Below are 13,388 nucleotides of genomic sequence, written 5' to 3' on the forward strand. Positions count from 1 at the left end.
CCGCGGCGTCGCTTGGAGGCCGCCCTAGCCGCTCAGGCGAAGAACAGATAGGCGACAAGCACGGCGCCGATCAGACCGACCAAGTCGGCCCACAGCCCGCAGACCAGTGCGTAACGGGTGTCCTTGATGCCGACGCTGCCGAAGTACACGGCCAGCACGTAGAACGTGGTCTCGGTCGAGCCCTGGATGATGGCGGCCAGCTTGCCCTGGAATGAATCGACGCCGTAAGTGGTCATCACGTCAACCATCAGGCCGCGCGCACCGGCACCGGACAGCGTCTTCATCAGCCCCACGGGCAGCGCGGGCACAAACCGCGTGTCGATGCCCAGGTGCGCGAACAGCGCAGAAAGCCCTTGCATCAGAAAATCCATGCAACCCGCCGCACGAAACACGGCGATGCCCACCAGCACCGCCACCAGATACGGGACGATGCCGATCGCCACCTGGAAGCCGTCCTTGGCGCCATCGACAAAGGTTTCGTAAACGTTGATGCGACGAATTGCCCCGCATACCAGGAACGCCACCACGATGGTGAGGATGGCGCCCGCGCCGATCAGGCCGATCCAGGCCGCCATCTGCTGCGGCGGAAACTGGCGCAGCCAGGCAAACAGCAGCCCCATTAGCGCGACGAAGCCCCCGAAATACGCCAGCAGGGCTGGTTTGAACAGGTTGATGCGCTGATACCACGCCACCGCCGCAATGCCCGCGCAGAAGCCGATGAACGTGGACAGCAAGGTCGGCAGAAAGATGTCTGCCGCGTTGAAACCGACCAGGCCCTGCTTGACTGCCATGGCCTGCCGGATGGCGATGACGGACGTCGGCACCAGCGTCACCCCCGCCGTGTTGAGCACCACGAACATCAACTGCGCATCGCTGGCGCGCTGCGGCTGGGGGTTGATCTGCTGCAACTCGCGCATGGCCTGCAGGCCGAGCGGCGTGGCGGCGTTGTCCAGGCCGAGCACGTTGGCCGACACGTTCATCATCATCGCGCCGTTGGCGGGGTGGCCGGCCGGCACGGAAGGAAACAGGTGCCGCATCAGCGGGTTCACGAGCCGCGCGAACAGATCGACCACGCCAGCGCGCTCGCCCACGCGCATGATGCCCAGCCACAACGCCATCATGCCGGTCAGGCCGATCGCAATTTCGAAGCCGGTGCGCGCGGCATCGAACATGCCGGTCAGCATGCGGGAGAAAACCTCCATGTCGCCCTGCACGACCTGCACGCATGCGGTAACGAAGGCAACGAGGAAGAAGGCGAGCCAGACGAGGTTCAGGGCCACGGAGGTTGCGCGTTGGAATCGGACAAGCCGGTCATTGTGCCTGCGGCGGCGTCTCGATCGGATGGATCAGGTGGAAGTTGTCGTAGTCGACTGACGTGACGCCGCCCTCGTCGCGGATCAGGTCGGCATAGCGATAGTTCCAGCGGATCTCGTCATGCCGCCAGGAATAGCGCGCCTGCACGGTTTGCGCGGCGGTTTCGTCGGCGCCCTCGATGGTGAGCAGAAGCAAGGCATCACCCGCCGCGAGCGATTCTGCTGTGGCGCCATGCAGCGGGCTGGCTTCGTCGATCACGTGCATCATCACCCAGCCCAGCAGGAAGATCGGATGCTCGCTGCGCTCAAGCTTCAGGTCGTGAATCTTGTAGATCGAGTAGCCCTCGGGCGAAACCTCGTCCTGCATCAGGCGCAGCCGGGCGGTGGCCTCTGCGATGACATTCTGGCGCGCATTGGCCGCCCGCAGCATCAGCGTGGATCTGCCGTTGAGCGGCCGCACGACAACATTGCGCGCAAACATGATCTTGGCGCGCGGGCGCGAGAAGCGCGCAAATACCAGCCCCGTCGCCATGGCAATGCCCGACATGCCGATGAAGATCTCCAGTGTGGCGATGACGTGGGCGTAGAGCGTTTGCGGGTGCATGTCGCCGTAACCGACCGTGGCCAGGGTCTCGACGCTGAAGAAGAATGCCCCCACGAAGCCGGGCGGCGACTGGTTCGCAATCGCGCCGTCACCCAACGAATACAACCCCGCGAATACCGCATTGAGCGCCAGGAACAGCGTGGCCAGCAGCGCGAAGAAGGTCGGCCAGTTGACTTCAAGCGCGTGGTGATAGAGGTCACGCCAGCCTAGCGGCGGCATGCCGTAGGCAATGACGTGCTGGGTGCCGGACCAGACTTTTCGGCCCCGACGCGCGCGTCCGGCACGCTCGGAGGAAGACGACGGGGTGTTCATGGTGGCCTCTCGCCCGAGTGTGCTTTTAGCTGCGTCCGCTATCGACGTCGTCGGCGCCGCTGACAGTGCCGGGCAAGTGTACAGATCACCCCAGGTCTCGATCAAGAATCGCCTGGCCTTGGCCGAGGCGACCGGTATGACGTGCGCCTGCGCGATGGCCGATGGCTTGACTGGGGCTTACACCACCTGGACAACGCTGCGCAGTCCCGCGATGACCTGCACGGCGCCGAACCCCGCGATGGCGAGCGCGGACAGCCGCGTGATGCCGGGGATGAATGACGCTGGCATCCTCACGCGCAGCGCCGCGGTCGCGCCACTCAGGCAAAGCCACCATGCAGCCGAGCCGGCGAAGACGCCGACGACCATCTGCGCAACGGTGAGCCATCCCGCACCTTCGGCCGACGCATGTGCCTCGGCCGACGGCCCGAGCGCTGCGAAGATCGCCACGAACGATAGGATCGTCAGCGGGTTCGACAGGGTCAGTACGAATGTCGTCAGGAATTCGCGCGCATTGGCGACGGCCTGCGTATCACCTGCGGCATCCGTCGCAGCAAGCCCGGTGGAGGATGCGCGCGCGGTCGACCACGCCAGCCATACGAGAAACGCACCGCCTGCTATTTTGAGCACCAGCGTCAGCGCAGGGAGCGCAGCAACGATGCCGGCGACACCGAGCGCACCAAGCAGTCCGTACAGGGCATCTGCGCACGCGGCGCCGAGGCCCGTCGCCAGTCCCGAGCGGAACCCACGGTTCAGGCTGCGCTGGATGCACAGCATACCGATCGGGCCGACCGGCGCGGCAATACAGAACCCGATCATGGTGGCCTTGATGAACAGCACTTGCACGCCCTCCCACAGTGGTTTGTTGTGTAGGTCTCATCGTAGGCACCGCGGCATCCTGGCGGAATCATGTTTTTAAGGCAAAATCGCCCATTCCCCTTAAAAATTGCAACCACAATGGACGATCTGGACTGGAAGCTGCTAGATCTGCTGCAGCACAACGGCCGCATGACGTATACAGAGCTTGCGAGACACGTGAAGCTGTCGGTGCCGACCGTCACGGAGCGCGTGAAGCGTCTGGAAGACGCCGGCGTGATTGAAGGCTACGTGGCGCGTGTGAATCCCGTTGCCGCGGGCTACCCGGTCAGCGCGCTAATTGGTATCACCGTTGCGCAACCCGCGAAGGCCAAGTTCCTCAAGCTGCTCGAGACGATTCCCGAAGTATTGGAATGCCACCATGTGACCGGCGCAGATTCCTACGTGATGCGGCTTGCAGCGAGGAGCGTCGCGGATCTGGAGCGGTTGATCGAACGGATCAACCTGTATGGTGAAACACGCACCTCGATCATGATGTCGACGCCAATCGCAGCGCGTGCGCTTGGACGACCGCGTACGACACAGGCATGACATTGCCGACGCGGCCGTCTTCGGCTCGCACCCGTCAGCCCCTGAGCCGCACCAACAGCGGGCGCGCCAGTGCAAAAGACGCCGCGTGATAGGCTTACGGGCTCTGTTCACGTCCAACCCGGTCCGCACCATGGCCATCGATTACCTCAAGAAAATCCTGACCGCGAAGGTCTATGACGTCGCGCTGGAAACCGAGCTGAAGTTCGCGCCTAACCTGTCGGCGCGCACCGGCAACCGCGTCTACCTCAAGCGCGAGGATGACCAGCCGGTGTTCTCGTTCAAGCTGCGCGGCGCCTACAACAAGATGGCCTCGCTCACAGCGGCCGAGCGCAAGCGCGGGGTGATTACGGCATCGGCGGGCAACCACGCGCAGGGCGTGGCCTTCAGCGCGGCCCGAATGGAGTGCAAGGCCGTGATCTGCATGCCGGTGACGACGCCGCAGCTGAAGATCGACGGCGTGCGCTCCCGTGGCGGCGAATGGGTCGATGTCGTGCTGCACGGCGAGAGCTATTCCGACGCGTACAGCCACGCCGCCAAGCTGCAGGAAAAGCACGGCTACACCTTCGTGCACCCGTTCGACGATCCCGACGTGATTGCCGGCCAGGGCACCATCGCCATGGAAATCCTGCGTCAGCATCCGCAGCCCCTGCATGCCATCTTCTGCTCGATCGGCGGCGGCGGGTTGATCTCGGGTGTTGCGGCCTACGTGAAGGCCGTGCGGCCAGACGTCAAGGTCATCGGCGTGCAGAGCGTGGATTCCGACGCGATGGCGCGCTCGGTGGCCGCCGGCAAACGCGTCGAACTGAAGGAGGTCGGACTGTTTGCGGACGGCACGGCGGTGAAGCTGGTCGGCAAGGAGACGTTCCGCCTGACACGGGAACTCGTCGACGAGATCATCACCGTGGATACAGATGCCATCTGCGCGGCGCTCAAGGACGTGTTCCAGGACACGCGCAGCCTGCTGGAGCCGTCGGGCGCGCTGGCGCTGGCCGGCCTCAAGCAGTATGCCGAGACCCACAAGCTGAAGAACGAATCGCTCGTGGCCGTGGCCAGCGGCGCGAACATGAACTTCGACCGCCTGCGCTTCGTGGCCGAACGCGCCGAGGTGGGCGAGGCACGCGAAGCCGTGTTTGCCGTGACGATTCCGGAAGAGCGCGGCAGCTTCAAGCGCTTCTGCGAGTTGGTCGGCTGGTCGCGCAACGTGACGGAGTTCAACTACCGCATTGCCAGCAAGGACGCCGCGCATATCTTCGTGGGCGTGCAAATTGCGTCGCGCGCAGAGGGCGACAAGATTGCCGAGAACTTCCGCAAGCACGGTTTCCCAACGCTCGACCTGTCGAACGACGAACTGGCCAAGCAGCACATCCGCTACATGGTGGGCGGCCGCTCGCCGCTGGCGGAAAACGAGCATCTCTACCGCTTCGAATTTCCAGAGCGGCCCGGCGCGCTGATGAAGTTCCTCTCGAGCATGAGCCCGAACTGGAACATCAGTCTGTTCCACTACCGGAATCAGGGCGCGGATTCGAGCAACATCCTCGTCGGCATCCAGGTACCGAAGAACGAGAAGCGCGAGTTCAAGGCGTTCCTCGCCACGCTGGGCTATACCTATTGGGACGAAAGCGAGAACCCCGTCTACAGCCTGTTTTTGTGATGAGCAACCAACCCGAACATTCGCCGCTGGGAAAGACTTCCGCCTACAAAACGGAGTACGACCCGAGCCTGCTGTTTCCGATCCCGCGCCAGGGCAAGCGCGACGAGATCGGCCTGGCCGCCGGCACGCCTCTGCCCTTTTTCGGCGTGGACCTCTGGAACCTGTACGAGCTGTCGTGGCTGAACCTGCGCGGCAAGCCGCAGGTGGCGCTTGGCACCGTGATCGTGCCGGCCGATTCGCCCAACATCGTTGAATCGAAGTCGTTCAAGCTGTATCTGAATTCGTTCAACCAGACGAAGGTGGCGTCGCACGAAGCGCTGCAGCAGTTGATCCACCACGATCTGTCGGAAGCGTGCGGCGCGCCGGTGCAGGTCCGCATCGTCACGCACGAGGAATTTGCCCGGCAACGCATGGGCGAACTCGACGGCCTGCTGCTCGATCGCCTGGACATCGAAACCGACGTCTACCAGCCCACGCCCGAGCTGCTGCATGCCGATGAGGAAGAAAGCCCAGTCGAAGAAACGCTGGTGTCGCACCTGCTGAAGTCCAATTGCCTTGTGACGGGTCAGCCGGACTGGGGCAGCGTGCAAATCCGCTATGTGGGTGCGCCGATCAATCAGGAAGGGCTGCTGAAATATCTGATCTCGTTCCGCGAGCACAACGAGTTTCACGAACAATGCGTGGAGCGGATCTTTACCGACATCCTGCGCCAGTGCCGGCCCGTCAAGCTGGCCGTGTATGCGCGCTACACGCGGCGCGGCGGCCTGGACATCAACCCGTTCCGCACCAACTACAACACGCCGTGGCCAGATAACCTGCGCAATGCACGTCAGTAAGCGCTGACGCTACGCAAGACATACGAGGCGCCTTCGGGCGCCTTTTTTCTTGCCTGGGCGATCCGCCAAACGGGCATACGCCCCTCGTCCATTTTGTGGACGCCAACGCCCTGTCGTTTCACGTTCGCTCGCCTATAGTGGTATCCGCAGTACGCCACCCGGGGGAAATCGTGAAGGGCCCATCCACTTTTGGTGGACAGGGCGCTCTCGACGGGGGACATACCATGACGAAAACGCCATGGAAGCCGCAAGGTGGGTCAACCCACGCGGTTACGTGCGCATGCCTGCTGCTCTGCGGCGGGCCGGTCCTCGCACAGACCAACGAGCCGGTGGACGACAAGCCACCCAGCCTGGAAGCGCTGCAGCGCGAGCTTGCCGATACGCAGGCGCGCCTGCAGGAACTCAAGCGCTCGATCCAGCAACAGGAAACGCACCTGCGGCGCATGCGGCGCGCGCTCGGCATGAGCGAGGGCCGACTCGACACCGTGCGCGGTGCCGGCGCTCCCGGCGCGGCGGGCGATGCATCGCAAATTGCGCAGAACGACGACACCGGCACCACGCCAGTCGGCAAACCGCCGGAGCCGCCTGACCGCCCGCCACGCATCGCGCAGATCTTCGATGAGCCCAGCGCACTCACACCGCCGGGCAAGGTGGTCGTCGAGCCGTCATTGCAGATGGCGTATTCGTCGTCCGACCGCGTGGCGCTGGTGGGCTACACCATCATCCCCGCGCTGCTGATCGGGCTGATCGACGTACGGCAGGTCAAGACCACCACGCTCACCGGCACGGTGGCGGTGCGCTATGGCCTGGCACGGCGCTGGGAACTGGAAGCGCGCGTGCCCTATGTTTACAGCGCGAGCGACACCGTCAGCCGCGAATTGTTCACCGGCACGGCCACGGACAACGCCTTCAGCTCGCACGGGCGCGGCATCGGCGATGTGGAACTGACCGCGCGCTACCAGATCAATGCGGGCGGCGTCGACAAGCCGTTCTACATCGGCTGGCTGCGCTTCAAGACGCGCACCGGCAAGGATCCGTTTGACGTCACCACCGATTGCGTGACGCGCTGCGTGAGCAATACCACGGGCACCGGCCTGCCTCTGCAGCAGCCCACGGGCTCGGGCTTCTTCGCCGTTCAGCCGGGGCTGACGTGGCTGTTCCCGACAGACCCGGCTGTGTTCTTCGGCAGCATCAGCTACCTGCACAATTTCGAGCGCAAGGATGTCAGCCTGAACCTGGTGGACGGCTCGAAGCAGTTCCTGGGGAACGTAAAGGCCGGCGACATCATCGGCCTGAACTTCGGCATGGGGCTGGCGCTGAACGAGAAGGCATCGTTCTCGATTGGCTACGACCAGAGCATCATCGCGCCGACCACGCAGAACGGCCAGCGCGTGCCTGGCTCGGTGCGCACGATTCTCGGCACGTTGCTGGTTGGCTATTCTTACCGGCTCTCGCCCAAAATGACGCTGAACCTTTCGGTGGGGGCAGGCCTGACGCGCGACACGCCGGACCTGACCGTCACGCTGCGTCTGCCGATCCAGTTCTAGCTCAGTGCAGCAGGGTGACGACGTTGGCCAGGGCGCCCTGCAGCACGTTGGAGAGATTCAGCTGACGGAACTGCGGCAGGCTGTTGACCGCCGCGTTGATGGTCGTCACCGCTTGCAGCGTCTGGTTGTTCAGACTGTTCTGGATGACCGTGGCCGCCGCTGCCGCCCCCGCCGCCACATCGGGCGGCGCAACATTGTTCGGGCCGTTCTGCACAAGATTGACCGTGTTGACCACCGAGGCCAGTTGCTGCGCCTGCGTGGCCGTCATGCGTGCCACATCGGGGATGTTCACCGATGCGCTCGCCACCAGATCGCCGTTGACGTAGACCGCTCGGTCGATGCCGAACGAGATGTGCAGCCCCGCAAGCGAGGGCACATCGAAGCCGCCGCGCATGTCGTCGAGCTTGTCTTCGGACACGGCGTGCCAAGCATGGACGGGATTGTTATCCAAGCCATCCATGTCAGCCGCACACGCATGCCCAGCCGCAGCGAGCGCGAACCATCCAACAGCCCGCGCCACCTTGCCAAACCGCTTCATGATGCCCTCCTGCCGAACTATCGGGCCGCCACGCAGACGACGCTCAGAAGTCGGTCGGACCATGCTTGGGAACGACGATATTCCCGAGGCCGCTGCGGTCCATGCCTTCCTCCAGCGGCGCACGCGGTGCCACGCGCCAATCCGATGCGGCGTTGAACATCGCCCCCGACTCGCGGTTGTGGACGACGAACAGCAAATGGTTGTCCCACATGCTCTCGAAACTCGCACGCGGAATCGCACGCGTGCCCATGGCCGGATCGCCCACCAGCACACGCCCTTCTTGCACACCCTTGACCACCACGAAGTGGTGATAGCCGTTCTCGGTCAACAGCACGATGGCCGGCAAGTGCGCGTCCTTCAATGCATCCAGCGGCTGCTCGAAACCATCGGCCTCAAAGCCCAGAGAAGCCAGATAGCGTTTGATGTCGAGCAGCGAAAAGCCTTCTCGCCGGATCTTCTCCTGGTTGCCATGTTCGTACATGGCCTGGAACACGGTCTGCTCGCTCACCGGATAGCCGTACTGATACGTGAGCAGCGTCGCCACCGCGGCCGACCCGCAACTGAAGTCGAAACGCTGATGCACGGTACGCAGATAGCGCTCGGCCTTCATGCTCGTCACCGGCACGGCATAGGTGCCCCCGCCCGTGCCGAGCATGTCGATCGCGCCCGCCAACGCGGGCCCACACATCAGTGCCATCAGCACTGCACCGCACGTCTTGCGCATCATTCCGCCCTTCGCAAGCTCAAGGCCGGAACTGCACGTTGACGATGGTGGCGTTCTGGATCAGCACGTTCGCTCCGCTGTTCTGGATGACCGTGGGGATCCCGCTGGCATTGGCAAACGAGCCGTCGCGCACGATGTTCGACCCCGTCGCCACATTCACGGCGGCGTTGTCGCTCACGGTGCCCGACAGGCGCGCGTCATTGACGGTCTGGTAGAGATCCTGCGTGCCGCCGCGATAGCTGTCGAGCCGATCTGCTCCCACCGCATGACCGAACCCAGGCACCGACACGGCCGCGGCGACCGGGGGACGCACCGCTTCCGTATTGGCTGTCTGAGCACCGTCTGCGATTGACGCATCGTCCGCCGCCATCGCCGCTGCCGCTGGCCACACTGCCAGGCCGCATGCCAACCACCATGCCGCCCATCCTGCTGTGGTTCTTCTGTCGGATCGCATCGAATATCTCCTCTACGCTCCAACTGCGGGCCGGACCACCGATGCAGTCCGGCCCCATCCACCGTCATGCGCGAAGCTTCATCGCTTGCGCCGCGGCACTTCCCCGCTCATGCCCATACCGGGCTATTTGCCCACATTCAGGTTCGCCTGCACGTTGATGCTTTGCTGGATGAGGGAAGCAAAGCCGCTGTTCTGGTTCGCCACCATCACGCCTGCTGCAGACTGGCCAACGCTGGTCATGGCGTTGGACATGTTGAACGTACCTGCGTCCACCATGACCGTACCGCCCGCACCGCCCGTGCCGCCCACCGCACCATTGCCGACACCGCCATTGCCCACGCCGCCTGCACCGCCGGCCGCACCGACTGCACCCACGGCGCCATTGCCTGCCGTGGACGATGCTGCGCCGTTGGTGGCGCTGCCGTTGGTGGCGCTACCGCCTGCGCCGCCATTGCCTGCCACATTGGTAGCTGCACCGCCCGCGCCTGCCGCGCCGCCCGTGCTGCTACCGGTGGCACTGCTCGTGCCCGTGCCCGCACCGGCCGATGCCGTTGACGTACCGCTGGTGGTGGAGCCGCCAGCGCCGCCTGCACCGCCTGCCGAGGCACTGCCGCCGCCCGTGGCTGCGCCGCTGCCCTGATGGCGGTTCGCATCGCCACCGCTGGCGCTGGACGTACCGCCCGCACCGCCGCCACCGCCGCCGGCTGCGCTCGTGCTGCCCGCTGCGCCGCCAAGGCCTGCACCCAGGCTCGCCGACAGCGTGCCGGAGCTGCCGCCGGTACCGCCGCCGCCCGCATTGCCGCCAGCGGCTCCGCCATTGCCGCCGTTGCCGGCCATCGCGCCACCGTTGGTCGCGCTGCCGTGCGTGACGCTGCCGGAGCTACCGCCAGCGCCACCGCTGCCGCCTGCACCGCCAGCGCCACCGTTGCCGCCAGCGCCTGTGCCGCCGTAGCCGTATCCGCCACGCCCGCCGGCGCCGCCATTGGCCGTGCCGCCATTGTTGGTGGCGACGTTGCCGATGCCCGACACGCTGATGTTGGTGACGGTGCCATCCAGCTTGGAGACAGCAATTGCCTTGCTTGTGTTGAAGGAGTTGGTGAATGTTGCCGTTGCCATGCCGCCATTGTTGGCAGCGGCGGTGCCATAGCCGTCAGCGTTGGCCCAGCCGCTGTTGTCGCGGTTGCTGCCCTGGCTTTGGTTGTTGTGTTGATTCGAGTTATCCGTTGCCGTTGTGGTTGTGGTCGTTGCGGTATTCGTCGTCGTGTCTGTGCTGGTGTTGGTTCTGGTGATAGTCGACGTGTTGGTTTGGGTCTTGTCACCCGCCCCAGACGCCGTATTCCCGATGTCGGCCAATGCCACGCCAGAGACCCCCAATCCCATGGCGATCGCGGTGGCCAGTAAGGTCTTCTTCATAACGCACTCCATAAAGGTGAGAGGGACGGCTGGAAACGCAGCCAGTAAGGCCGGCGCGCTCTGCCTGTGGGAAAAACGTGACCCACCCCGGGGCGGCTCGTTCGCATAAACGGTGCCAACTTCCAGGCCCGCTCGACAGAACTGTTCTAAGCGTTTGAAAACGCAAAAGTTTCGCCGGCACGCGCGTACACAAGCGCTCGCCATGCCGGGCAATCGTGGCGGGACATGCAACTTTTGGAGGTCTGTTTGCGGCCCTTCGGTTACAGCGCTGATACACCGTCGTGACGCGCGGGCAACCATGGCATGCAAGGCCTTCTCGCCAAGACGCAAACCACGCGCACGCATGCGCTCAGTGTGGGTGTTTGAGAGGAGCGATTGGCTGGGTGTTTCAGGCGTGATACATCGGCGCATCGTCGCTCACATTGCGTGAGCGGTTGGTCGCGTTGGGCAAGCATGCCGCGGCGCACGTCCCCTCGAGTTGCGCGCCTTGAGGGCGTACGCACCGCTGACACGCAGCCGCGCGTGGCGGCCGGATTGCGAGCGCCCCCTATCGGCAAGACGCATGCGGGAAACGCGTCTCGATTTCTACGTCGGGCGTTGCCCAGGCAGGCGAAAAAAACTGCGCGCGGCAAGCATCGTCATGGCAACGAAAAGCCGCGCGCAACCCGTTCGCATTTCAATCGCGAAACCGCGCGCTCAAACTCACGCCGTGGCAGCCACCGTCAGCTTGAGTTCTTCGATCATGCGATCGCGCATGACGAACTTCTGCACCTTGCCCGTCACCGTCATCGGCATCTCGGTGACGAAGCGGATGTAGCGCGGAATCTTGTAGTGCGCGATCTGGCCCTGGCAGAACGTACGGATCTCATCTTCCGTGGCCTGCTGGCCGGGCTTGAGGACGATCCACGCGCAGACCTCTTCGCCGTACTTCGGGTCGGGCACGCCAAATACGTTGACGGCCTGCACCTTCGGATGCCGGAAGAGGAATTCTTCGATCTCGCGCGGGTAGACATTCTCGCCGCCGCGAATGAGCATGTCCTTCACGCGGCCGACGATGTTGCAGTAGCCCTCGGCGTCGAACGTTGCCAGATCGCCCGTGCGCATCCAGCCGTCATGGATGGAATCGGCGGTCTTGGCTTCGTCGTCCCAGTAGCCGAGCATGACGGAATAGCCCTTGGTGCACAGCTCGCCCTTCTCGCCCACGGGCACCACCTCTCCCGCGCCGTCCACCAGCTTGACCTGCAAATGCGGCTGGATGCGGCCGACGGTGGTCACGCGCTTGTCGAGCGGGTCGGTCACGGCGCTCTGGAAAGACACCGGGCTGGTCTCGGTCATGCCGTACGCGATGGTGACTTCGCGCAGGTTCAGTTCCGACACGACGCGCTTCATCACCTCGATGGGGCATGGCGATCCGGCCATGATGCCGCCGCGCAAGGTCGATACGTCAAAGCTCTTGAAGTCCGGATGATCGAGTTGCGCGATGAACATCGTCGGCACGCCGTGCAGTTGCGTGCAGCGTTCTTCCGCCACCGTGCGCAGCGTAGCGAGCGGATCGAACGCCTCGCCCGGGAACACCATGCACGCTCCGGTGGCCGTGCAGGTGAGCACCGACATGACCATGCCGAAGCAGTGATACAGCGGCACGGGAATGCACAGCCGATCGCCCTCTTGCAGATTCATCGCCATGGCAACGAAGCGGGCGTTGTTGACGACGTTCATGTGCGTGAGCGTGGCGCCCTTGGGTGCGCCGGTCGTGCCGCTGGTGAATTGAATATTGATGGCGTCGTCGGGCGACAGCGTGGCCGTGATGGCATCCAGCGCATCAATGGGTACGCTTTTTCCGCGCGCAATGACGTGGGCAAAGTTGAGCATGCCAGGCGTTTCGGCCTCGCCCATGCGGATGACCCAGCGCAGCGCCGGCAGCTTGGCGGCATTCAATGCGCCGGGCTGCGCGGTCGCCAGTTCGGGCGCGAGCGTCTGCAACATTTCCAGATAGCGCGAGGTCTTGAAGGCCTCAGCCGCCACGATGGCCTTGCAGCCGACCTTGTTGAGCGCGTATTCCAGTTCCGACAGCCGATACGCCGGATTGATGTTGACGAGGATGAGCCCCAGGCGGGCTGTCGCGAACTGCGTGAGCACCCATTCGACGCGGTTGGGGGACCAGATGCCGATGCGGTCGCCCCGCTCGAGCCCCAGCGCGTGCAGGCCGGCGGCCAGCGCATCGATCTGTTCGGCAAAGGCACGCCACGTCCAGCGCACGTTCTGTTCGCGAAACACGACCGCCTCGTCGTTGGGACAGCGGCGCACGGTTTCCGCGAGCAACGCCGAGACCGTCACGTGTGCCAGCGGCACCGCCGTGTCGCCCACCACATACGACGCACCGTTGCGCGGTCGCGCGTCGAAAACCTCACCAGCCATGGATGTCTCCTCCAATCAACGTTGGCCTTTTTGGGGCCTTGTTCTGAATGATTTGTAACCGCTGCTTCCACCGCAATTTGACGCAGCTTGACGTATTTGGCAATCCGTTGCCGGACGAACAATGACGCGGAACAATTGCTGCGCTGCAGCAGCAAAAATCGGCGGGCGCCGTCA

General features: G+C 64.2%; 12 protein-coding genes. 4 read left to right on the top strand and 8 right to left on the bottom strand.

Annotated elements, in window-relative coordinates:
- Positions 1-32: 32 nt before the first annotated feature.
- The 3 genes from BM136_RS16970 to BM136_RS16980 all read right to left on the bottom strand — a co-directional run bounded on the left by BM136_RS16970 (position 33) and on the right by BM136_RS16980 (position 3,066).
- The gene (locus tag BM136_RS16970) at positions 33-1,280 is read right to left on the bottom strand and encodes a nucleoside recognition domain-containing protein (protein WP_092973328.1); all 1,248 of its coding nucleotides are present in this window, start codon (positions 1,278-1,280) and stop codon (positions 33-35) included.
- 31 nt (positions 1,281-1,311) lie between these two features.
- Entirely contained in the window at positions 1,312-2,229 is a 918-nt protein-coding gene (locus tag BM136_RS16975; RefSeq protein WP_092973330.1) for an ion channel, read from the bottom strand.
- 177 nt (positions 2,230-2,406) lie between these two features.
- Positions 2,407-3,066, bottom strand: a complete 660-nt coding sequence (locus tag BM136_RS16980) for a LysE family translocator (protein WP_092973764.1) — start codon at positions 3,064-3,066, stop codon at positions 2,407-2,409.
- Between the two features lie 117 nt (positions 3,067-3,183).
- Between BM136_RS16980 and BM136_RS16985 the strand changes: the two genes are divergently transcribed.
- The 4 genes from BM136_RS16985 to BM136_RS17000 all read left to right on the top strand — a co-directional run bounded on the left by BM136_RS16985 (position 3,184) and on the right by BM136_RS17000 (position 7,667).
- On the top strand, positions 3,184-3,633 hold the full coding sequence (locus tag BM136_RS16985) for an Lrp/AsnC family transcriptional regulator (protein WP_092973332.1): 450 nt from the start codon (positions 3,184-3,186) through the stop codon (positions 3,631-3,633).
- A 130-nt stretch (positions 3,634-3,763) separates the two neighbouring features.
- A complete protein-coding gene (gene ilvA / locus BM136_RS16990; protein WP_092973334.1) occupies positions 3,764-5,284 on the top strand; it encodes a threonine ammonia-lyase, biosynthetic in 1,521 nt (506 codons plus the stop codon).
- On the top strand, positions 5,284-6,120 hold the full coding sequence (gene queF / locus BM136_RS16995) for an NADPH-dependent 7-cyano-7-deazaguanine reductase QueF (protein ID WP_092973336.1): 837 nt from the start codon (positions 5,284-5,286) through the stop codon (positions 6,118-6,120). Before ilvA ends, queF begins: the two co-directional genes overlap by 1 nt.
- A gap of 224 nt (positions 6,121-6,344) precedes the next feature.
- Positions 6,345-7,667 (top strand): acetate kinase, encoded by a 1,323-nt coding sequence (locus tag BM136_RS17000; RefSeq protein WP_092973338.1) that lies wholly within the window; start codon positions 6,345-6,347, stop codon positions 7,665-7,667.
- A gap of 1 nt (position 7,668) precedes the next feature.
- Here BM136_RS17000 and BM136_RS17005 read toward each other — a convergent pair whose 3' ends face one another.
- From BM136_RS17005 to BM136_RS17025, 5 genes are all read right to left on the bottom strand, one after another.
- Positions 7,669-8,205, bottom strand: coding sequence for a hypothetical protein (locus tag BM136_RS17005; protein WP_092973340.1), 537 nt, complete (start codon positions 8,203-8,205; stop codon positions 7,669-7,671).
- 43 nt (positions 8,206-8,248) lie between these two features.
- On the bottom strand, positions 8,249-8,932 hold the full coding sequence (locus tag BM136_RS17010) for a C39 family peptidase (RefSeq protein WP_092973342.1): 684 nt from the start codon (positions 8,930-8,932) through the stop codon (positions 8,249-8,251).
- Between the two features lie 16 nt (positions 8,933-8,948).
- Positions 8,949-9,383 (bottom strand): hypothetical protein, encoded by a 435-nt coding sequence (locus BM136_RS17015; RefSeq protein WP_045203795.1) that lies wholly within the window; start codon positions 9,381-9,383, stop codon positions 8,949-8,951.
- A gap of 123 nt (positions 9,384-9,506) precedes the next feature.
- Positions 9,507-10,796, bottom strand: coding sequence for a hypothetical protein (locus BM136_RS17020; protein WP_092973344.1), 1,290 nt, complete (start codon positions 10,794-10,796; stop codon positions 9,507-9,509).
- 702 nt (positions 10,797-11,498) lie between these two features.
- The gene (locus tag BM136_RS17025) at positions 11,499-13,214 is read right to left on the bottom strand and encodes an AMP-binding protein (protein WP_092973346.1); all 1,716 of its coding nucleotides are present in this window, start codon (positions 13,212-13,214) and stop codon (positions 11,499-11,501) included.
- Positions 13,215-13,388: the final 174 nt, after the last annotated feature.

It is taken from the genome of Ralstonia sp. NFACC01, from assembly GCF_900115545.1.
Classification (GTDB): domain Bacteria; phylum Pseudomonadota; class Gammaproteobacteria; order Burkholderiales; family Burkholderiaceae; genus Ralstonia; species Ralstonia mojiangensis.